The sequence below is a fragment of the Phycisphaerae bacterium genome (assembly GCA_019636475.1).
Lineage (GTDB): Bacteria > Planctomycetota > Phycisphaerae > UBA1845 > UTPLA1 > JADJRI01.
On the sequence record JAHBXN010000001.1, the window covers coordinates 538087 to 561293 of the forward strand.

General features: G+C 57.2%; 11 protein-coding genes and 1 tRNA gene. 3 read left to right on the top strand and 9 right to left on the bottom strand.

What is annotated here, in order from left to right:
- The first annotated feature begins 36 nt into the window (after positions 1 to 36).
- From KF841_02180 to KF841_02190, 3 genes are all read left to right on the top strand, one after another.
- A complete protein-coding gene (locus KF841_02180; GenBank protein ID MBX3394155.1) occupies positions 37 to 453 on the top strand; it encodes a hypothetical protein in 417 nt (138 codons plus the stop codon).
- A gap of 404 nt (positions 454 to 857) precedes the next feature.
- Positions 858 to 1481, top strand: a complete 624-nt coding sequence (locus tag KF841_02185; protein ID MBX3394156.1) for a hypothetical protein — start codon at positions 858 to 860, stop codon at positions 1479 to 1481.
- A gap of 47 nt (positions 1482 to 1528) precedes the next feature.
- Positions 1529 to 1601 (top strand) — tRNA-Thr (locus KF841_02190).
- A 236-nt stretch (positions 1602 to 1837) separates the two neighbouring features.
- Here KF841_02190 and KF841_02195 read toward each other — a convergent pair.
- From KF841_02195 to dnaX, 9 genes are all read right to left on the bottom strand, one after another.
- Positions 1838 to 4675, bottom strand: coding sequence for a serine/threonine protein kinase (locus KF841_02195; protein ID MBX3394157.1), 2838 nt, complete (start codon positions 4673 to 4675; stop codon positions 1838 to 1840).
- Positions 4676 to 4781: 106 nt separating this feature from the next.
- On the bottom strand, positions 4782 to 7010 hold the full coding sequence (locus KF841_02200) for a VCBS repeat-containing protein (GenBank protein MBX3394158.1): 2229 nt from the start codon (positions 7008 to 7010) through the stop codon (positions 4782 to 4784).
- Positions 7011 to 7214: 204 nt separating this feature from the next.
- On the bottom strand, positions 7215 to 8516 hold the full coding sequence (locus KF841_02205; GenBank protein MBX3394159.1) for a hypothetical protein: 1302 nt from the start codon (positions 8514 to 8516) through the stop codon (positions 7215 to 7217).
- Positions 8517 to 8743: 227 nt separating this feature from the next.
- Entirely contained in the window at positions 8744 to 9379 is a 636-nt protein-coding gene (locus KF841_02210) for a hypothetical protein (protein MBX3394160.1), read from the bottom strand.
- Between the two features lie 29 nt (positions 9380 to 9408).
- Entirely contained in the window at positions 9409 to 17637 is an 8229-nt protein-coding gene (locus KF841_02215) for a hypothetical protein (GenBank protein ID MBX3394161.1), read from the bottom strand.
- A gap of 1009 nt (positions 17638 to 18646) precedes the next feature.
- Positions 18647 to 19954, bottom strand: a complete 1308-nt coding sequence (locus KF841_02220; protein ID MBX3394162.1) for a PQQ-binding-like beta-propeller repeat protein — start codon at positions 19952 to 19954, stop codon at positions 18647 to 18649.
- 338 nt (positions 19955 to 20292) lie between these two features.
- Positions 20293 to 20895: a recombination mediator RecR gene (gene recR, locus KF841_02225; GenBank protein ID MBX3394163.1), complete on the bottom strand. Its 603-nt coding sequence runs from the start codon at positions 20893 to 20895 to the stop codon at positions 20293 to 20295.
- Positions 20896 to 21044: 149 nt separating this feature from the next.
- Complete coding sequence (locus tag KF841_02230) at positions 21045 to 21383, bottom strand: YbaB/EbfC family nucleoid-associated protein (protein ID MBX3394164.1); 339 nt, start codon at positions 21381 to 21383, stop codon at positions 21045 to 21047.
- 63 nt (positions 21384 to 21446) lie between these two features.
- On the bottom strand, positions 21447 to 23093 hold the full coding sequence (gene dnaX, locus KF841_02235; GenBank protein MBX3394165.1) for a DNA polymerase III subunit gamma/tau: 1647 nt from the start codon (positions 23091 to 23093) through the stop codon (positions 21447 to 21449).
- Positions 23094 to 23207: the final 114 nt, after the last annotated feature.

The window sequence follows — 23207 nt, forward strand, 5'->3', positions numbered from 1 at the left end:
AACATGACTCTTGCAGAAAACTGAAAGGAACTTCACATGTCAGACTATCTCGTTCATATGTGGCTCTACTTCAAAGACGACGATCGTAGATACGATCAGGAGTTCGTTGATCGATTCGATCTGACAACCCAGATAGATTGGTGGCGTTTCACGCTCAGGAACATGACCCCGACAAATTTTTTGAATGAACTGGACAAGAAAATTCTCGACTCAATGCGCGACAAGATTGCCGCGGACTTCGGCTGCAATCCATTAGATGTCAGTGATGTCGAAGCGTTCAGCAGCACACACGGACCCTGGAACACAGGGGCCGGCGGACAACACGAAAGTATCGAGGTGCCTGTTCGCGTCGTAATCAACCGGAGAGGCTCGCAAGACTGGAATTTCCCCCGCAACGACCCAGACCCTCGGAGCATGTGGGTGCGGTGCCGTTGGATCATTACCCGAGTATGACAATGTCCGATTGCGTGACGAAAATCAAACAGCGGAATGAAGCAGCGGGCGACTGCCACGCGGTATCCTTGCTGTTCGCTCCGACTCGAACTGTCATCGGCCACATTAAGACGATGCCAGCATCGTCATCGTCGCAGAACGATGGGTTTCTCAGAGAGTTCAAGTTTGCACCGGCGTGCCCGGCGAGGCACGAAGTCATATTCACGGTTCATTATTCCGGCGAACCGCCCGAATTGCTGACCGTAAATTGGTCAAATCAACCCCCAGTCTCCCCGGCTGATTACTTTCGTGCGCCGGAGTTGCCCGCGGAGTTTCAGGCGATACTTGATGGGCGAAGGGAAATAGTGTGCAAAGCACGGGGGATTGAAAAGCGTCAACATGCATTCCTCTTCGATCTTGACCGAATGACGAACCCACAGTTTCTCGAGTTCGCAACGGAGTTGACACCCAGCGAAATTCAGCTGCGCTTACAAACGGTGGAGCGATTACAAGCCGGCCTGGTGGGAAATCTCAAAGCGAGGCAGTCCTCGACGACGCCGCCACCAAAAATAGAAAACGACGACCTCCAGCTGGTATCGGACGTCTTCCGGGCGGCGGCGCGCAACCTGGATCAGTGGGAACCAGAGAAACACGTCGGTGCAGCATTGCTGGAGTTTGCTGCCGGCACCCTTGGAGCCAGGGTTCCCTTCAATGCCGCCGGGAATACGTATCCGGTCGCGGAGCCCAACTCGTGGATGCTGTTTCTCTTTGCCGAACTTGGAATCGCCGCACAAAGGCTGGATGCCCAGTTCTGGAATCCGCCGCTGCTCCTTGATCTGGTCAAAATGCAGCGGTACTACATCTATCGATTCCGGCATCATGGGCCGCTGACAACTTTCACTAATCCAATCTACCCCCTGGACAAGCAGGTTCGAGGCAGAATCGATAGTAAATTCGCTATACACACGCCGGGAACCGTTGACCTCAACAGCCTGATTCTTGAAAACATCCAAATCGCCGGCCGACCACGCTCGACGGCGAAAACTTGATCGGTGGATGAATGGGATTCGCGCGATATAATTCGGTTTGCCACGCCGCCGCCGTAGCTCAGTTGGTAGAGCAGCGGTTTTGTAAACCGCAGGTCATGGGTTCGAGTCCCATCGGCGGCTGTTTCACTTTTCGATCGACATCCGCTCCAGAGACCGCATCTGACCGTAATCTCAAGATGTGACTGTTTCCCTGCTCAGGCGAATCCTGAGAGGTAGCGACCTCTTCTTCGGGATGGGAGCGGTCGAAATCGACTGAATGGTAGTCGGTCGCGCGCCGCCACGGGATAGCCCAAAGGGGAAATCGCGATAGATTCACCTGGGGGCACCGCGTAGGCAAACAAGTTGCCGTAAACACCTCACTTCTCCAACGAAGAATCGAATTCTGCGAGCCTATCCCGCCACATGGCCGCCGTGGCCATGCGATCGGCGGTCGGCTGCGCCGCGCTCCAGGCATCATACAAGAGCACGACCCGAGCGAGTGCCTCTCGACGGCGAATGTCCTTGATTTGCTTCTCGGACGGCACGTCTGTATTACTCCGGAGATACTCCCAAGCAGAAAGAAGCAACGGCTCCGCTCTATTGAATGCAGGTGTTGGATCACCGGTCTTCCCTGATTTCGATGGTTCAGATTTTGAATTGCCGCCGGATTCGATTGCGAAGACCCCGACCTCGCCAAGATAGGCTTCGCCAAGAAGGCTGATGGCATTGTACACGAGCCATGCGCGCTCATGGCCGTCCGGCCATGCTGCACGACGAATCGCCGCGCATTCATCCAGCATGGGAACGGCCGCGGCCGACGCATCGGATCGACGAAGCGAGAGCAACTTCGACGCATAAACCGCCAGCAACGAAGCCCGATTCGTGTCAGGCAATTCCTTGGCCACCGGCGGATCGAAATCGATGATCACCTGCATGGCTTCATCGGTCCTGCCCAAGGCCTTGAGTACTTCGAAATACGTCGCACAAGCATCCCTACGGACGTCTGATCGCCAGTCCGGATGCCGTTTGCACATTTCATACGCTTCGCGAGCCACGTTTTCGGCATCGGCCGCGCGGCCCAGCTCAAGCCTCACCGCAGCGAGATTAAAAAAGCTCATTGCCAACAGGGCATGGTCATCCCGGTAGATGCTTCGGCGCATGTCACTTGCCTGCGTAAACAATCGTTCTGCCTCATCCAACTGTTCCTTGGCATATTTAAGAGATGCAAGATTCTTGACAGCCGTCGCTACATCGGCATGACCTTGCGGATACAGCCGCTCATACATGGCCAGCGACTCTCGAAAGAGCGGCTCCGCCTCGTCATGTCGAACTTGCGCCTGATACAACAGCGCCAGGTTGCTCGTTACTTCGGCCGTGTCAGGATGATCACCCGAATAGATTCGACGACAAATCGCCAGAGCCTCTCTGAAATTCGATTCCGCATTCACATAGTCCCGTTTTGACTGCTGCGACGAGGCCAAAATATTCAGACTCGAAATGAGCGTGTGATCCTCGGTGACCCCGCGCTGTCTCAGAATCGTGATCGCTCGATCGGCTGCCCTGCCCGCTTCGATCCCTTTGTCCAAGCGGATCAGTAGCTGAGCGCAAATAGTAAGAACGTTGGTCAGTCGCTCATGTGGGATTTGATCCCAATTTCTTGAGGTCAGTACGTCCACGCCGTTTGTTAATGCATGGGATATCTTCCTATCCTCGTATGTGCCTAAAGTCAGCAGAGACGACGACCGTACAGCGGGCTCCGATTGACGAACGAGCTCCAGCGCCAGTGTTTCTTCTTGGACGGATCCAAAGACAACGCCGAAAAACAAATCATTTTCCGCCTGTCGCTCCCGATTCTTATCCCTTTCCAATTGCAAATAAGCTATCTCCAGATCCTTCATGCGCGCCCGCACGATGCTCACCCCGGCGATCACAATGCTGATGACGATCGCGGCCGCTACAACAACCGCCGCGCGGTTGCGCCTGACAAACTTTCGCAACCTGTACATCGCACTGGGTGGGGCCGCCAGAACCGGTTGCCCCACGAGGTAACGCCGAATATCGGCTGCCATGCTCGTGGCGGACTCGTACCGTCGCTCCCGCACCTTCTCCAGCGCCTTCATCACGATACAGTCCAGCTCGCCGCGGATGATCGTGCCAAGCCGCTTCGGCTCGGTCGCGCGGCGGGCGGCTACGCTCGGCAATGTATCCAGCGTCTCGCTCAGCCGCGTCGATGGCTTCGGTGGTTCGACCTCACAGATGATCCTCTGGATCTCTTTGAATGCGGCTGATCGCAGTCGCCTCGCATCGAATGGAGTCGTTCCGGTCAGAAGCTCATATAGCAATACACCCAGCGAATACACATCGCTCCGCGTATCAATATTCGGATCCCCCGCCGCCTGCTCCGGACTCATGTATTGCGGCGTGCCAATCATCTGCTTGTGTTCTGTAAAAAAAGTCTTCTCCGTCAACTGCGCATTGGTCGCCTTGGCAATGCCAAAGTCGATCACCTTCGCCACCGGCCGATCGTCCTGCATGCTGACAAGCACGTTGCTCGGCTTAATGTCGCGGTGAATGATTCCCTTTATATGAGCATGCTGAACGGCCGTGCACACCTGCTCGAACAATTCCAACCTCTGCCGAATTGAGAAACTGTGCCTGTCGCAGAAGTCCGTTATCGGCTCCCCCTTGACTAACTCCATAACGAAATAAGGCCGCCCCGTGGCAGTCGCGCCGCCGTCGAAAACACGGGCGATGTTGGGGTGATCCATCATGGCCAGCGCCTGACGCTCGGCCTCGAACCGCGCGATCACCTGCTTTGTGTCCATGCCCAGTTTGATGACCTTCAGCGCGACGCGCCGTTTGACGGGCTCGCGCTGCTCGGCCAGAAACACCAGGCCGAATCCCCCCTCGCCAATAACCTGAAGCAGCTTGTAAGGTCCGATTTCCGCGCCGGGAGCTTCCCGAATCGGACGAGTCATTTGCATCGTTTCCTGATTTAAACTGATCGTCTCCTCCGAATCGTGAATATCCTTGATCGTGGGGGATTCCAGGAATGACCCGGCACTGTCATGGCCGGCCAGCAATTTCTCGACCGCCTCGCGCAGAGATCGATTGTCCCCACAAGCGCTATCGAGAAACGCCGCGCGCTCGGATGCAGGCAATGCAAGTGCCTGATCAAAGATGCGACGAAGATCACTGTGTTCGTATTGAGGCATGGGAGTTTTTCCTCCAACCGATTTGGTGTAAGAGGCATTTCATGAAATTCGCCTCATTTGCCTGGATCCAGGAAATCCTCATTCAGACGTGTTGACGGAGTTGCCCCTATTCGCATACATGGTCGACCAGTAAGCGTGCGGTGAATTCGGCAATATCATCCAGTGAGAGGCTGCCGTCGGCGACCATGTCCGCACACCCGCACCCCTCGGCGATCGATTCGCCGATCATGCAATCGACGAACGCCTGTATATCCTGGCCATCGCGAACGTGGTCTCCCGTCAGATCCCCCGGACAGGAAGTGCAGTTGCCCGGTACCTGGCATTCGTCCGGAATCCCATTCTCATCCAAGTCCAGACTTGAGCCGCAACGCACATCGCATTCGTCGAGTATACCGTTTTCATTGCAGTCACTCTCCGAAGTAGATCGATTATGAAACACGACGCATGTTGCGGCAGTCAGATTCGCGACGGCAAAATCGCTGCGGCCGTCGTCATTAAAGTCTCCGATGGCCAGACCGTGACACCCTGAATTTTGGCCAAAATCCCATGCATATGCCGGCATGAAGCCGCCGTTGCCCTCATTTTTATATGCTGTCACAGTGTTGGACCCGTAGTTAGCGATCACAACATCAACCCAGCCATCGGCGTTCAAGTCGAGCGCGCGAATTCGCCTTGGTGCGCTGCCGGTCAACATCGTTGTGAGAGCCGTAAACTGGCCGGATCCGTTATTCCGAAGCAGTGTGGCTGAGCCGGATGACGCATTGACCACGCCGATATCAATCGCTCCGTCGTTATTCCAATCGGCGAGCGTCACGTCGTATGGGAACATTCCGACTGAATAAACCTCGGGCGATGTGGAGAATTGACCACCGATGTTCCGTACGATGGACACTGAGCCGACGATATTCGCATCACCGTTGCCAGAGATGATATCGAGGTCGCCATCGCCGTCGACATCCGCCAAAGCGACACTGCGCGGACGCACACCATTACCCGAACCATTCAGCACGGTGACCGCTTCTGCGCTACCAAACACCAGATTACCCATGTTGCGATGAACGCACACAGATGGGCTATTCGCCTCGGCCCGGCCGACGAGAAGGTCGATAAAGCCATCGCCGTCGATGTCACCCGCAGCAACACCGAACGGCTGGTTCCCAGTCACGAACGGTGCAACTGGGACGAACTGCCCACCGCCCTGGTTCCGCAAAAGCGTGATTGAGTTTGCGGTAAAACAAGTAACGGCCATGTCAGGAAGGCCGTCATTATCGAGGTCGGCAATGCAGACCGCGCGCGGCCCGTTGCTGACCGTGATGGGTGCCGCCATTGTGAAGGTCCCGTCGCCGTTATTCAAGAATAACGAGATCGTGCTATCGGAGGAATTCACGACAGCGAGATCGATGTCGCCATCCATATCCAGATCCCCTTCAGCAACGAACCCAGGTCCGCCACCTGTCTGCATCGACGCCACAATGCTGAAGTCGATCGACTCGATGAGATCGGTTGTGTCCGGCACACCGTTTCCGTTGCAGTCATCCGAGAGCACGACCACCTGAGTCGCGTCAGCCGCGCTCACATTGGCGCCGCCCAACGGTAGTTCATTCAGGACTGCACTGGCATTAACGAATACAATGAAGTAGTAAACACCGGTCTCGCAGGCCGGCGCAGGAACAGACGCCGACGATTGATATGTCTCATTCGGAGGCAGCGAATTCGTATGCGCGATTTCCGCCACGAAGAGGTCTCCGGGATCAAATATCGTATCTTCGGAGAGGTAGACATGGTCAACCCATGTACCCGATGCGACGCCGGGGCCGATGTTTCGCACGGTCCAGCTCACATCGGCATTCTCGCCATAAATCACAAACTCCGATGCAGTCACGCTCTCCAGCGATAGATCCGGCAAGGCCGCGTAGATGCTGACTTCCCGGGAGACGGCGTCACGCGATTCCCGATCGTCTGCCGACTCTTGATAGACACTCACTTCACAAGAGGTCGCATTCGATAAGTTCATATCGACGATCGAAACGACATAAACACTAACTTCGCGTGATACGGCATTCGTGGCGGGCGCTTCAGGAACCGCGCCAACCAGGACGGAGACTTCGCGCGACACTGCATCCGTGTCAACGGTTTCGAGGGAAGATTGGAGATAGACGCTGACTTCCCGTGAAACGGCGTCCATCGGCAGTTCAGTGCCGATAGAGTCATTCAGCACAGAAATCTCCAGGGAAACCGCGTCCCCCGTATCCGCCAATAAGTCCGCCAGAAACAAATTCGACAATCCCAATATCGCGACCATCGCCGCGCGTCGCAACCCGGTTGACGATCGCAAGCCGCCACTCAGGAACGAGTGCCGATGACGTTCGGATTGCTTCGATTGTTTTGAAAGTCGGAATGTCATTGACTTGTCCTGATTCAGGGAAATCCTGAGTCGCAGCCGGACAGAAGACTCTCACTCGTCAATCGGGCGTCAGTGTGCATCAGCAGTGGCGCGTAATTCCGCGAGACGCAATTGATTGCAATCAATCACAAACGGTCACGACGGTTGCCTGCCGTGCGCCTGGACCACTGAGAAGCCGTCGGCGAAGGTGATCCGCGCTTCCCATGTGGATTCCTCAAAATTGCCGCTCACATATTCCGCCTCGACTGTGAAGTCCTGGCCCATTTTCGGAATGACGCGAACGTCGAGCGTCCATGCGACTGGTGGAAGTGGAATATTCTTGCACTTGATCTGAACGACGACCTCTCCTGCTTCCGCCAGTGGAACGTCGTAATTCGGATAATCAAGACTCGCGTGGGGATCGGCTGGGACTACGGCACTTCCGATTGAAATGATCTCGACGATCGGCGTCTCCGCGGGCGGCCACACGATCACAGGTTGCGCAGGTACACCGAAACTTGCGTCTGGAACATAGTCGGATACGGCTGTGCTGGTTGATTCAAGTCGAATGCGACCGGCGCCGCCGGCACCAGCACCGAAGAAACTACTCGGGCCACCGACTGCTCGAAGGCGACCCGAACCAATAATCTGATCGGCTATGAGCTTAATGGCGCCACCGCTTCCACCTGATGAAGAGGAATCTCCACCCCCTACGCCATTTGCTTCAATGCCACCGCTGGAATTGATTCTCAAAATGCCTTGGCAGGCGATTAAGATAGCGCCACCACCACCGCCTCCACATCCACCGATCGCCGAACTGCCGGTGGGCAGATACAATGCGCCGCTACCCCCAGATCCACCAAGCAACTGTGTAATGCTGGCATTTCCATAAGTCGGCCCAGCACTCGATACTCCTGAACCAGACGATCCTGGCGTCGCATGGCTGCCACCGTACGGGCCTTGCCCATTCGCCAGGTTCCGTGTGCCGCCCGGCCCCAACCCTCCGGATTGCAGTTGTCCCAGGCCATGATTTCCTCGGCCTCCTCGGAATCCGCCCGGCCCAGGTTCACCAAATTGACCGTCAGCGCCGCCCATCTGCGTCGCGTTCACACTAAGAAGCCCGGAAATTGTGACATCGCCGGAAACAAGCCACACGACAGGCGCACGTGACGGGTGATTCTTGAATGTCAGCGTCCGGCTCGCGTTAATATTCACGCTCGAGTACCGAAACACCACCGCCCTTTTCTCAGGAATGTACACGCCCTTGCCGGGGCTGGGGTTCATGCCGGCTTCAAACTCGGCGAGCGAGATCGTCTCAGCTTCAGACAGATCACGCACCAAATTGGCGGTCACATTCAGATCCCCATCCGAGCCGTTTGCCCACTGAACCTCGATATCAGCCCGCGCTGCCACGGGAAATCCAACCATCAGGATCAATCCGACGATTCGCAATTTCATTTTAATCTCCTTAACTCGGACAAATGCCTTGCATGTGTGCCTGTCATTTGAGTCTTGAATGTCCTTGATGTGATGCGCAGATCACCGGGTCCCGCATCCCCCTTTTTTCCTTCCGTGCAAGCGATTGCCTAATCCTCGAAATCCCGCAAACGCGACGGGCCGCGCGCGGATCCCCCTGACAGGAGCGGGGATCGCTCGGGATTCCGTCGAGATAGAAAGCCTCGATCTTAATTGCGCAAGTCTCGCCTCGGTCGGCCAAGCAAAATCCAGAAAAGACAGATCGGCGTCAGCACCGCGGGCTCCGGCACAATAAACACAGTCGCCGGAACGAATTCCTGCGGAAACACCGAAGCGAAATCCATCGTCGCGGCCACGTTTCCACGATCGCCCTCACTCGGAGTAATTGTCAGGAACTGTCCGATCTGCGCCGTCGCCGGAATCGTCAAATCAAAATCAAAAAGCCGAACAACGTCCCCCACGACAGAACCGGGGTTCGGGGGAATCAGGTCGGTCGTGATTCCGGACGTGCCGACATAATGGTTGCCCTGCGCCAGACCTGCTGATGACAACACGAGATTATTAAAAACGACCGCATTCAAATCCACATTTGAAATCGCGGTCGCGGACAAATTCAGGCTGCCCGACAACTCTAGATCAATCGCAAACGCCACGTGCCCTGCACCGACAAGGTTATCGCCCTGCTGCGTCCGGGCCAATACGCGTAATTGAACGACCGCGCCCGGCACGGCCGTCGGCGATTGTCCGCCAAACAGGGCCGAAACTTCATAATCTGCCGCATTCACCGAATTGATCGCCGACAACAAGCCGACAAGAATTCCCGTGATGATCACATCATGTTTCATGTTTTCCGCTCCGCATTTCAGGCTTAAAGCTACTGCAACAAATCAACGAAATACTGAATGTCTAATCCATCGAATCTTCCGTCTCCGTTGACATCACCGACGCAACTACCCTGTACCGATGGATTCAGCAATTCGCTGACAAACATCTGAATATCCGAAAGACCCACCGCTCCACTGCCGTCAAAATCGCCTGTCCCGGGACCACTGCACGGAAGCGCGCTACTGACCAGAGCGAAATCACTGAAATTCACGCGGCTATCCCCATTCAAATCGGCCGACGCGACGAAGCCCGCCTGACCGTACTGGGTCCCCAACGCGCCTGTCACAATATCGACATCCGCCTGAGTAACGACCCCGTCGCCGTTGACGTCGCCGCTGATGCGCGTCTGCGCATTCGCAACAGAACTGAGTGGACTGTCTCCGGGAAAGGCATTCCTTGCCATGATCCGGAAGCCGTAGACCGTTTCGTATTGAAGCGCCCGAATCGTAACTAGGTTGGGCCATGCGGCTGCGGGCTGCCAGAACGGCGTCGCCTGTAGTCTCCCGTCCGTGCCCAGGTATCGTCCCGAATTGTTCTCAATAACAGCATATTCCGTCTCAGCAGGGTTCTGCGGCACAGTCTGGTTTAGTCCGAGCCCGAGATTGACGGTCGCTGCCGTCCGTAACAACACTTCGGGAGGATTCGGCTCGCGCAATGGGATGTATGTCTCTGCGTCTGCCGCGACCGGTGCGAGTTCGAGGTTGCCCACACGGTCCTTCGCAACTGAAAAGAACCAGTATCGGCGCCCCGGCTGCCCTTCGAATGTCTGCGCCTGCTCCAATGTATCAATCAGTGACGGAATCGCCGCCGCAACACTCGGCTGGAAAGTTGTCAGCGGCGACGCGCTCGATTGCACCATGACGGAGAAGCCTGCCAGTCCGCTACCGCCGGGCGGATCGACGCCGGTCCACGTTAACGGGAGCTGAGGGTTCGGGCTTTGCGGTGGCAATGGCGTGACGGAGCTGGCTGGTCGATCCGCATCAAGCGTGTTCATCACCGTGTTCGTCACAAAAATCGCCTGGGAATCAAATGCGATTTCGCTCTCGTTGGGGATCGGCGCGCCGGTACCTGCGGAAGGTGACGGCGCTGCAAGCAATTCAACGTAACCCGTGCCTCTTCCAGAGCCATCTTCCGGTGGTAGAATTCCTCGATTTGGATCCGCCGGCGGAAGGCCCGTGTTCGGATCAATGCTCTGCAAGATCCAATAAGCTTCGCGACGCACTGAGTCGACACCGGCAATTACGTTGAGAATGATCCCCTTCGACTCTGTAAGATCGTAGCTTCGGGAATAAGCAAACCGGTCCCTTAAATCTGTAATTGTGACATCGCCGATTCGAATATCGCCGAACCGGACACTTCCAAGATTATGGGCTGCGCTAAGCTTGTCCGTAATCCGGACCGTGCCTGCATGGGCACTGGCGCTGCTTAGATTCTCGAAATGAATAGTGTACTGCAGCGGTCTGGCAGCAACCATCCGCTGCGTACCGCCCGTACCGGATGGACCTGACTTCTCGTTCGGATCAATCGCGCCTCGCGCTGAACCGCACGCGCTGCTGTTGACCGCGAAATAGGCGCCAATCACGTCAAGAAACGAGCACGAGCGCCAAGCGAGTTGATCCCCCTCGCAATCTGAACACTGTGGATTGCAGTGGTTGCGATAGCATTTCAACAAGCCAGATCCATACTGGAGTATCTTCTTGGTGACGCAACGACGCACGCCCGCTCCAGCAAACGTACAATCCGACAGACCGTTTGTCAGTGGCCCGATTAGTGCGAGTCCTGCACAGTTAGCAAATCCATCGCACCCGAATGAAGCTGACGATGTCGGTGGGCCGTCGATGAATCCGGTCTCGACAAACGACTCCGTAAAGTACGCCTTCCAGGCTGCCTGGTCGTTTACCAGCGATTGCAATTCTGCAGGCAGATCTGCAAAATTGGAGTTGAGCAGATATTGTCTAATTGTCTCGATGCGTCCGGCGAGGCCGGACGCAAACTCCTCATATGTGCCGGGATGCACGCTGAGTTCAAAATTAAATGGCCCTTCCACAAACTCCGTCACAACTGCGGAAAAACTGACTGCTTCGCTTGGGCCGAGGTCACGAATGTAGAATGTATCATACGTATGCCCTCCGAAGAAACTTGCCGTAGGTGACTGAATGGCCCACGCGTCTTCCGAAAAATCCGACACGCGCGGAAGTGAATCCTCCGGTCGACTCCATCCGATCACCGCATTCCCACTAAAATCTGCCAGTATCGTCACATAGGGGACATCGACATTGCTCGAATTTTGAATCACACCATTCGCGATAAATGCCGTCCCCGCCCGAGGATCCAATTCCCCGTTTCCGGTGATGGATGTCGCCAGTTCACTCGCGGGCTCGATGGTGACTGCGCCTGGCAACGTGACAACCTGCCCGCCTGCTTCAATGAGGGCGACGTCATAAAGTCCAAGCGGAGCGTTCGACAAATCAAAACGCGCTCGAAGGTTCTGTCCGTCGACGACCCGAACATACTCCGGCGCAATAACCAACCCGCCGGATGCTCGAAGCTCCACGGCGACATCGCTCCCCAGTCTCGATCCCCCGATTCGTAACGTCACACGATCACCATTCCCGACGACCGGAGGCATTACCGAAGTAATGCCGAATGGAACAATCGTCGCAAGAATGGTCGCATTGACACCTGACGGGGACGAGGTTCCTGCCGTCGCGCGGGCGAGTATGTAGTACGCCGCCGCTTCCGTCGTCGGAATAAACAAGGTCTGGTTTGCCTCGTTCGGACGGTCAGATAGCAGATCGAATTGTCCGACGCTCGGCACTTCACCCTTTCGCACATACAACTGGGTCCATGCGTCCGCACTGTCGTGATCCAGAGTGATCTTGACGGTCTCACCTGCGTTCGGAACCGCCAGAGCCAAGTACTGACTCCCCCCAGCCGGCAGAGGCAGATTCAACGGCTGCCCCAGTTCGATCGAACGCACGCCTACATGAATTTTCTCAGTGGAATGTCCAATGTTGTTATTAATATCCGTTTCCGGAATCTGGTTCAGAATGTCGGCCCGGACAATAACGTGATAGTCACCAGGAGCGACTGCTGGAAGAGCAATCCACTTCGAGAACGTCGCGGTCTCATGCCCACCAGGGATGTTGGTAAAAGGGTTCTGGACCCGCTCGACCAGCATGTCGTTAACATCCCATGATACGTCGTCGGAGAGATAGATCGAGTCACTCCATACCCCGGTTACCGACACGTCGCCGGCATTCTCAACTGACCACGCGAATTCGACCTCCTCGCCAATCAACCCTCCCTCCGGCGTAGAGACACTGCTGACGATCAGATCGCCAGGTGACGGCAGGACGATATGGGTTATTTCATTTGTGTGCCTGTCGTTGTCGACCTCCAATGACTCGCCGACCTGGTTGTAAGCGTCAGCCCGGACGATGACGAAATACGGTCCAGATAGTCCGGGGGGAATGACGAAACTTGCGTCGACCGGACGCGACTCACCGGCCCCTAGTGGATCCGAATGAGTGTATGTCCCGAGTAATCGATCCAGCTGCGGATCAAGAATCAGATCGAGTGACAAGTAGACGGCATCTCGCCAGGACACCGCGCACGTCGGCCCCGCCCCCCCATTCACTGTCGTCCAGGATACGCCGACACTTTGCCCTGCAACGATCGAAGTTGGAGCGGATACTTCCTGCACTCGGAGGTTTGGCGCTTGTAGCGACTGAATCAGTATAACATCCTCAGATGCCATTGAATTGTCACTCTCTCGGCCGTTCTCATCGATATGCCCGGCAGAATCAGTCCGAACGATGACGTAGTAGGACCCACTCACAGCACACGAGATCGAGAACTGCTGCGAAATCTCGCGTTCGTCACCATCGTTGAGCACACCTGAATGAACGAACTCACCCAGCAACAGATCGTCCGGCGTGAGTGCGGAATTCACTGAAAGATAAATCGAGTCCCGCCACAAACCCGAAGGCGTCGGCAGTTCGCCACCGTTTTGAACAATCCAGGTCACGTCCATTGATCCGCCGGACTCCAGCATCTGGGTCGCCAAAACCGATGTCACCGCCAAATTGGGCGCCGGCAGCGGTGGGCCGTCCACAAAGATTGGCACGTTGAGCAAATTATTGGATTCAGAAGACTCCAGAACCTCGTTGTTCACATCGCAGCCAAGGATCAGTCGGTACTCCCCTCCTGAGATGATTGGAATGTTCACCAGTTGCTGAACGACATACTCCTGACCCACTCCCAAGGCCTGAGTTCGCGGCACGGTTGCCAGAACGATGTCACCACTATCCGGCCAATGATCGACCGAGAGGTATATTCGGTCGCGCCACGACGATACCGCGGTCGCCACATTGCCTGAATTTTGCACCCGGAACTCGACGACAAACGCCGCGCCTGGTTCAGTCGATGGCGGACTACTCAATTGCGTCGCTTTGAGATCCGCAAGAAATATCGGATCCGGCGGATGAATCACAAACGGCACGGTCGATGAAACATTGTTCGACTCGCCAGGCGATTGCTCATAGACGTGCGAGCCGTCGTCCGTCACAAACAGCAGATAATACAGACCACTCGCAGTCGATGGATGGATCTGCACTGTTCGCTGACCCACGTACGATGCACCCACCGCCAACGCACCGTTGTGGGTGACCATCGCAAGGCGAACGTCACCCCCGCCCAACGTCTGATCCGCTGACAGGTATACGGCGTCATACCAGAAGCTCACGGGTGTCGATGCGGTCCCCTCATTCGACACGGTCCATGTCATCGACACTGATTGTCCGGCCACGGCCGAAGTCGGGAGTTCGTAGCCGACTGATCCTGCGGCGATCCGCAAGTCAGCCGATAGCAGCGTGACCAGGATGGGATCCGATGCAAGAATGTTGTCATTCTCATCATTCCCTTCGCTGACCGTGTTATCCGCGTCTAGTTTCACGATCACATGATACTGACCGGCTTGCAGCGACACTGGCATCGTGCTGTTCAGTGTCGCCGTCGGAGGCACAACATACTGCCCATTCTGGAAAAACGTGCTTCGATACACCGAACCAAGCAGAATATTCGTCCCGCCTTCCAAGGTCGGCGCCGTTGACAGATAGAGTTCATCCCGCCATCCGAGTCCGCTGACGGGAGGCGCGCCGGCATTCTCGGTCTCATATGTGACACTGATCGGATGCGCAGGAAAGCCGACGGTAACAGGCTGCACGGATACGGGCCGAAGGTTCGGTGGTGGACTCAGCGTGACCGTCACCTGACTATTGCTGACAGCGATGTTGTTGTCCGCATAGCCGATCTCGGAGACGTTGTTATTCTTGTCGATCCGAATTTTCACAAAGAACAACCCGGACAACTCCTGAGGCAGCACTCTTGTGATGCTCGCCATGGGGTCGCTCGATGTGGCGGCGAGCGGTGGCCCTGATCGGGTTCGCTGACCGAGAAGGATATCGCCGGCGTCAATCGATCGATTTGAATTCGTTGACAAATACACATCGTCCATCCACGTTCCGCTTGAAGTGGGGCCAGCGCCTTCATTGCTAGTCACCCAGTTGACCGTAAAGCTCGAGGCTGACGGCACGACCTCCGGAGGAAAGTAAGAGACCAGATTGTCAGCCGCCACCAGGTCCGCCTGCGACTGGAGGGTGATTGAGAACTGATTTTCACTTCGACTCAGATTGTTCGTGTCGCTCAATTCAGAAACATTACCAGAAACGTTGTGGCAGCCTACACGATCCGCCACCACATACACATAAACTGTATTCGCCTGAATATGCGGCGGAATCGAGATTAGTGCCGACGACGTGTACTCGCCGTTGATCCCAAGATAGCTCTGATTACCCACCCGCGCCGCTAGATAGTAAAAAGGCTCGCCGCAAATCAACTGATCGCCACCCGGAACCTCCAGCGACAGGTTCGGAGCCGTTGATAGAAAGACCTCATCCACCCATTGCGTGGCCGAGGTGGATGCGACGCCGATATTTCGAACCTTCCACGTGATCAGCGTACTCGTGCCGGATACAACCGCGCCGCCGGGAGCGACCACGTTCTCAACCACCAGGTCCGCCAATGGCAGGGCCTGAACCTCGACCGCCATGTCACTTATTGCGGTGTTGTCTGATTCCCCAGAGCCTTCCTCGACGGCGTCGTCCGCATCGGTCTTCACAACCACCCAATGCGGTCCCGGAGTCCCCGGCAGCCTGATCCTTACCACACGCTCGTACTCAAAGTCCGGCGCCAGCGCAGCCGGATAACTCAGCGTGGCTACCGCCGTATCTCCGCCGATCTGATCATCCGACGAGAAATAGACGCGATCATTCCACGGACCGACCGCCGTGTCGCTCCCCTCGTTTCTTACCGTGAATCGAAGGTCAAACTCCTGACCGGCCAATCCGAACAGCGGCACCGAGAACGGCGCCACCACGAGGTTCGGACGCGGAATCGGCAGAACATGAATAGTATCCACACTGACCGCATCGTTGTTCGACTCACCAACTCCCTCGAACAGGCTGTTCGTCGCGTCCGTTCGCACAACGACATGATACACACCCGCATTCGCCGGCAATGCAACCGCGACGATCTGCTCGTAATACTGTCCCACCCCGAGCAATCCATCGAATACTGCGCTACCGGCCAGAAGGTCATCACCAACCTGATCGTCCGCCGAGAAGTAAACACGATCAGTCCAGGTGCCAACAGCATCGGCCGTGCCCGTGTTTTCGATGACGAACCGCACGTCGATCGATTCGCCCGCGACGCCGATGTCCGGGAAGGAGATGCTGGTGACGACAAAGTCCGGGTGATCGCAGATGGCGGTCTCGCATTCATCCGGAATGCCGTTTTCGTTGCAGTCGGCGCTGGTCATATCGGCGATGTCGCATTCGTCCGGAATGCCGTTGCCGTTGCAGTCGATGCCGGGCAGTTGAAAAACGTAGGCCGATCCGGCATCGAATCCGCCGGCATGATCGTTAAGGTGAGCTCCGATCGCGGCCGTATTGCCGTTGATCGCAACGCTGATGCCGAAAAGGTCGGAGGATGCAGCGTCGGATGCCGTCAGCTTGGCGATCTGCTGCCACACGCCGCTGATCTCACGGAAAACGTAGGCTGATCCGGCTTGGGTGCCGCCGGCATGGCTGTCCCGATAAGCGCCAATCACGGCCGTATCGCCGCTGATCGAAACGCTGGAGCCAAACCAGTCACCGCTTGCCGCGTCAGACGCCGTCAGCTTGGCGATCTGCTGCCACACGCCGCTGATCTCACGGAAAACGTAGGCTGATCCGGCTTGGGTGCCGCCGGCATGGCTGTCCCGGTAAGCGCCAATCACGGCCGTATCGCCGCTGATCGAAACGCTGATACCGAACTGGTCAAAATTTGCCGCGTCAGACGCCGTCAGCTTGGCGATCGGCTGCCAGACACCGCCGTTCTCACGGAAAACGTAGGCTGATCCAGCACCGGTGCCACCGGCGTGGTCGTCCCCGAGAGCTCCGATCACGGCCGTATTGCCGCTGATCGAAATGCTGTAGCCAAAGTTGTCACCATTTGCCGCGTCAGACGCCGTCAGCTTGGCGATCTCAAGTGGAGGTGCATCGAACTCACAGGAATCCGGCAGGCCATTGGAGTTGCAATCCGGCTCGCACTCATCCGGCACGCCGTCACCATTGCAGTCGTTGTCGATCAACTCACACTCATCCGGCACACCGTTTGAATTACAGTCCGAACTCGTGCCGTCGAAAATGTCCAGAGAATCTTCATTGCCGTTCCCGTTACAGTCGACCCCGGGCCCCAATCCAGGAGTGATAGAGAACTGCACAAATCCGCCGCCGGCGGAGAGGATGGCCGGGCTGCCGCTATAGGACAGCAGTTCCATGCTGTATCGCAACGTGTACTGGATCCCCTGCTGTAAAGGGATCTCCGCATTGATTGAACGAGTTCCGGATGGCGGGTCTCCAATGAGCGCATTAACGGAATACTGTTGATTGAAGAGAAGGGCACCACCGCCATCGGTCACATTGACAAAGAAGCTCACCTCCCGATCACCCGCCGCGAGGCTGTAGGTGTAGCTGCCATTAATGACAAGCGTGGAGTCGACCTGGGGCGTCAGCCTCAGATCGCCGGTCGAACGGGAAGAAAGGTCCGGATTCCCGGCGGCAGCGTGCGACCCTTCGGCGAGGAAGTAAAATTGGCCTGAAGCGTCTGAAGCCACCTCGTACGTAGTGCTCGCGGTCGATGGTGGTGCGCTTGCAACTTGTTGGGCCGAGTACGGCGACTGGGGGACGGTCGAAACAATTGAATCAGTGCCGACTCCGATACCCGTAACTCTGGTGCCCAGAGTCCACGCCTCCACCTGAATCTCGGAAGCCGCCAGACGGACCGAGATCAAGGAATTGACAAGGAAGAGAACCACCGGAAGCAACCTATTAGTCAGCCTGACGATTCGCATTAAATTTCCTCGATTCACGGACGACCAAGATTCGCAGGCATCACGAGCGAATTGACAAACATGCCCTGCGGAATCCTCTTCGTCGATTCCATATCAGGTGGCTCAGTTCAAGCTTCCATGAGGAAGTTGAGCCATGACCAGTTCAGCCAGGCGCGGGACAGACCGCGCCCCCGGTGGATCTCTGGTCGATCCAACAATGATCTTCAAGGTGAATTTGGTTTCCCCGGATACCGACGAAACCCGCCCGAGAGTTCCAAGATAGCAAGAGTCTTAATCGCTTTCAAGTTTTGCTCCCTAATTTGTACAACCCCCGCGTGCCAGGAAGCCGGCCCGAACTAGCTCCCTGGCACCGCAGGAGGTCAAGGCGTTGACAGTGATCGGACGCTCTTCGCCGGGCAATTCAGCCCAACGGTCAAAGACTAACAGGCCAAAGCGGGCGAAGCAGGCCTGCCAGTCAATGCCACGCCATCGTCACGCCTTAATTAATAAGCGTGAATTCGCCAGCCCACAGCCAACCAAATCACATTTATTCACTGAAATGTTGATTGCAATTCGGCCCCTTGATCCCGAATTAGGGTAAACGCCCTAATTTGGCGCGTAGCCGGACGGAAAAGTCAGGCCGTGCAATCGATCGACGTGAATGTTGATGCGCTGCTTGGAGTTCGGGGTCCTAGCAACGCTTTGCGAGCCGACCCCGTAAAAGGCGAGCATATGGCAGCGGAGTCCATGCCTCAGAGCGATTCAAAAATACAATCATCAGATTCAGGCAAGTCTACGGCGTCGACTTAGTGGCTGCACTCCAATCAAAAACCGACAGCCCGCGAAGATCGCGAACAACGACCTGGCCGCCGCAGACCGCCACATGGGCCCACGAATCCGCATCGGCGACCTTTCTCCGATCCAGCAGCTTGAACTCAGCCGGATTGGCCAGCCAGAGTATCAATTCCCCCCGCTCGTCGAGTGCCAGTACTTTGTCATCTTGAGCCGCCATGCTCCAGTATTTCCCAAATGACTTCGAACGCCAGCGCTGCTCACCTGTGCGCAGATCGATGCAGCAGAGTCGTCCGTTGCCCAGATGCAGATAGACGTGGTCACCCCGGACGATCGGCGAGGACATGTAGCCCTGCGCCTTGTTCGTCCACAATTCGGAAAGGACCACCGAATCGCCCTCGCCCTGCTTCGTTGCATAGAAAAACGACTTGTTCTTGTGGGTACTGGTGAATACACCATCGGCATACACTGTCGGCGTCAGGATGTTCATTCCCCGAAACGACGGCACCACCTGCGACCACAGAACTTTGCCACTGTCCGGATCAACGCCGCAGAGTTTCTCCCGCGTCTGCACCAGGATCTGCTCGCGACCATGCAGATGCGCCGGCACAGGCGACGAAAACGCGCTGCCGTACATCCCGCCACCGTCGACCAGCACGCGCCAGACCGGCTCGCCCGTGTGCTTGTTGAGCTTCACAAATCCACCGCCCGCCTGAACGTACACAAACTCACCGATCACCAGCGGCGAAGAGACGAAGCCAAAATCGGGTAAAGGCGCCTTGTAGAACTCCGGAAAATTCACGCGCCAGATTTCCCGGCCGTCAGCCACAGATAGTGCCACGAGCACGTCCCGCATTCCCGCGACATAGAGCGTTTCGCCGTCGAACGCCGGCGTGGAACGAATCCAATCCCCATTCTCCCTCGCAAAAAACGGAACCTTCATCGCGCCGTCCCACCGCGCGCTCCAGATCTGCTTGCCGGTCGCTCTGTCAAACGCCCGCACCACTTCTTCTTTCTCTCGTCGCGTCTCCGTGACAAAAATCCGATCCGCCGACACGATCGGCCCGGAATAGCTCGGCGACAACTTGACCCGCCAAACCTCCTTCAGGCCCTTCAGGTCGTCGGGCCACACCGGCCGATCCGCAGCTCGTCCGTCTCGCGTCGGTCCGCGCCACTGCGTCCATGTGTTCCCGCCGATGTCATCTCCAAGACACCTCGATCCCGGGCGATCCGCACCCAGGCAGCCGACCGCAACAGCAATGACGACGACTCGCAGCCCATTCCCGAACCAAAACGCGGTACGGCCCATGCAGAACGGTGTCACCATGAAACCCGGCTCCCTTCTTCGCGGCGATTCGATTACATGCCGCGCATGTCCGGCCCTCATTCGGGGCCGGCGATCAGATGATCATGGCTATCTTAGGCTTTCCGCGACCGCTGGACATCGCGAACCGGCCAACGCCGCCAAAGCCGTTCAATTCGGATTCAGCCCATCCGGATAGAACGCTCGTATTGTGAGACAAGAAACGGACTGTCCGCGTCGCGATTGGAGTGAATCGATGCGCACGGTGAGAACCTTCCCGACGAGCATTGGATTGCGGGCCAGTTCATCCCGCGCCAAGCCGGTGCGAACCGCGCGAGCGGCGATCAGAAAGAGCGGCGTCCCTCGATCGCATCCTGCAGCACGGCTCGGCTGGCGTACTCGATCTGCGATCCACTGGGTAGTCCGCGAGCCAGCCGTGTGATCTGTACGCCGGTGCCCGCAAGGACGCTCTTGATGTGAAGACCGGTTCCCTCGCCTTCCATCGTCGGATTCGTCGCCAGGATGATCTCGTTGATGCCCCCGCGCTTCACGCGCTGAAGCAGAGCGTCAATCGTCAGATCCCCCGGCTCGATCCCGTCCAGCGGGGCGATATGCCCAAGCAGGACGTGATACACGCCACGAACCAGTCCTGTCGATTCAAGCAACATCAAGTCCTTCGGCTGCTCGACAACATAGACCTGCGACTGATCCCGCCGTGAATCCGTGCAGATGGGGCACGGATCCGCCTCCGTCAGGTTGAAACAGATCCGGCAATGCCGAACCATCTCCTTGACTTCGCGGATTGCGCCAGCCAGCGCCAGCGCTTCTTCCTTGTTGGATTTGAGAATATGAAATGCCAAACGCTCGGCACTGCGCGGCCCGATGCCCGGCAGCTTGTTGAACTCGTCTTTCAGGCGAACAAGTGATGGCGGAAGCTGATCGGGCATTCAAGGATCCTTCGGTCCGGCCGTTACGCAAGGCACGCACACAACCGGCCGGGGCGAAAATCGAATGGCTCATTCCGGGTGACGGCGGAAAGAGAACTATCAGCCCAGGGTCCCTCAGAACGAGTCGGCGCGGCGTGCAATGAAGAAACCTACGCGCCCAGCATTGCATCGAGTCCCGGAAGGTTCATGCCGCCTGTGAGCTTCTGCATCTCGGCTCTCATGCCTTCGGCGGCCTTTTTCTGTGCCGCGGCGACAGACGCCTTCACCAGGTCCTCCAGCATCTCCAGGTCGCCACCCGCCACTGCATCAGGCGATATCTTCACCGCGACCAATTCCATCCGCCCATTCACGGTCGCCTTGACCATGCCCGCGCCGCTCTCGGCATCAAACCGCAAATTGACGGCCTGCTCCTGCATTTCCTGCATTTTCGCTTTCATCTGCGCGACCTGCTTCATCATGCCGCCAATCTCGCCGAGCTTTCCAAACATTCGATTTTCCTCACAGAGTACTTTGCACTTAAAGGGTAAAGCCGATTCACGAAGCCGAAACGATCACGACGCGACGTCATCCTCGTCTGCTTCGCCGGGAGATTCTAACCCCTCCGTCGTCGCCTGACGATTGCGGCGCACATCCACGATCTGCCCGCCGAACAGGTCCAGCACCTCGCGAACAAGCGGGTCGTTCTGCGCGGCCCGAATGTCCTCCTGCGTCGTACGATGCGCAATAGTCGCGGATTCGGGAGCGGGTGACGGTGCACGAACCGCGGCCGGCTCAATCGGCGGCACCGGCTGCTGCAGGCCGCGCACTTCTTCATCGCGGCGGTCGTCAGAGCGCGCGATTGGCTCGCCCGAGGCGATGATCCGCGAGCCGGGCGTCAGCGGTCGCCGCTTGGCAGGCGCATCCGATTCAAGCCCGGTCGAAGTCGGAGAGGAACCGGCCGTTCGCTCATCGGCTATCTCGTTTTTTTTTTCAGAAGCGGCAACCCGGGGCGCCGGCTTGATGGCCTGTGCCGGAGCCGTCGCCGCGCGCGTGGATGCAGCGGCCGAGCCGCGGCTCGATGTGCCCTGCCCGATCGCGCCGAGAAGCGATTCGATCGAGGAATAGTTCGACGCCTCGGCAAGTCGAATGATTGCTGCCTCGACCAGCGCTCGACCGCTGCCGCTGGATTTCACGGAACGGCGAAGCTCTTCGAGCACCGTAATCATGAAGACATACGCGCCGCCATCGAACTTGCGGCTCTGCTCGACTAATCTCGACCGCAGGCCGGATGGTACATCCACGAGGTCCGTCTCCTCTCCGGCCACGCGCAGGACCATCAGATCACGAAGCTGGTTTATAAGCAGACTGCACCAGAGATCGAGCGTTGCCCCACCGCCAAGGCTCCGATCAATCACGGCCAGCGCCTCCGCCGCGTCGTTGGCCGCCAGCGCATCGATCAATGCCGCGTTCAACTCATCGTGTGCAGCCGGAAGTAGCTCATCCACGATCGCGGTTGTGATCCTGTTCCCCGCCATCGAGAGCACCTGATCGAGCAGACTGAGCGCGTCGCGCATCGAGCCGTTGGCAAGGCGAGCCAGGCGCTTCGCGGCGGCGGCATCAATCTCCACATGCTCCGACTTGCAGATCGAGTGAATCTGGCCTTCGATCTCATCGGGCGGGATTGACTTGAAATCAAACCGCTGAACGCGGCTGAGAATCGTCGCGGGAACCTTTTGCGTTTCGGTGGTCGCAAAAATGAACTTCACATGGCTCGGCGGCTCTTCCAGAGTCTTCAGTAGTGCGTTGAATGCACCCATGCTGAGCATGTGAACTTCGTCAATGATATACACCTTGAAGCGCGATCTCGCCGGCCGATACACCGCATTGCTGCGAAGCTCGCGAATGTTGTCGACGCCGGTGTTGCTGGCCGCGTCGATCTCAACGACATCCACATCGTCGCCGCGTGAGATTCCAACACATGAATCGCAGGCGCCGCATGGCTTGACCGTCGGGCCTTCAAATGCATGGCAATTAAGAGCCTTGGCCAGAATGCGGGCCATCGAGGTCTTACCGACCCCTCGCGTGCCGCAGAAAAGGTAGCCGTGGTGCACACGATTCTGTTCGATGGCATTCTTCAGCGTCGCGACGATCGGTGCCTGGCCGACCACTTCGTCGAAATTCTGACTGCGAAATTTTCGGGCGAGTACGGTGTAGGACATGACGCCTCCGCCGCGGCACCGGACGATTCAGCCAACGCCGCGCCTGGTTTCCCAACAAGCAGATACAACCGCGCGTCGCGGATGCGGCATTCACGAACCCAAGCGAAACCAAAG

Bases quoted from the DNA above. Each gene is read 5' to 3' on its own strand.
- KF841_02210 (MBX3394160.1), bottom strand. From the start codon at position 9,379: ATGAAACATGATGTGATCATCACGGGAATTCTTGTCGGCTTGTTGTCG.
- dnaX (MBX3394165.1), bottom strand. From the start codon at position 23,093: ATGTCCTACACCGTACTCGCCCGAAAATTTCGCAGTCAGAATTTCGAC.
- KF841_02205 (MBX3394159.1), bottom strand. From the start codon at position 8,516: ATGAAATTGCGAATCGTCGGATTGATCCTGATGGTTGGATTTCCCGTG.
- KF841_02220 (MBX3394162.1), bottom strand. From the start codon at position 19,954: ATGGGCCGTACCGCGTTTTGGTTCGGGAATGGGCTGCGAGTCGTCGTC.
- KF841_02180 (MBX3394155.1), top strand. From the start codon at position 37: ATGTCAGACTATCTCGTTCATATGTGGCTCTACTTCAAAGACGACGAT.
- KF841_02195 (MBX3394157.1), bottom strand. From the start codon at position 4,675: ATGCCTCAATACGAACACAGTGATCTTCGTCGCATCTTTGATCAGGCA.
- recR (MBX3394163.1), bottom strand. From the start codon at position 20,895: ATGCCCGATCAGCTTCCGCCATCACTTGTTCGCCTGAAAGACGAGTTC.
- KF841_02230 (MBX3394164.1), bottom strand. From the start codon at position 21,383: ATGTTTGGAAAGCTCGGCGAGATTGGCGGCATGATGAAGCAGGTCGCG.
- KF841_02185 (MBX3394156.1), top strand. From the start codon at position 858: ATGACGAACCCACAGTTTCTCGAGTTCGCAACGGAGTTGACACCCAGC.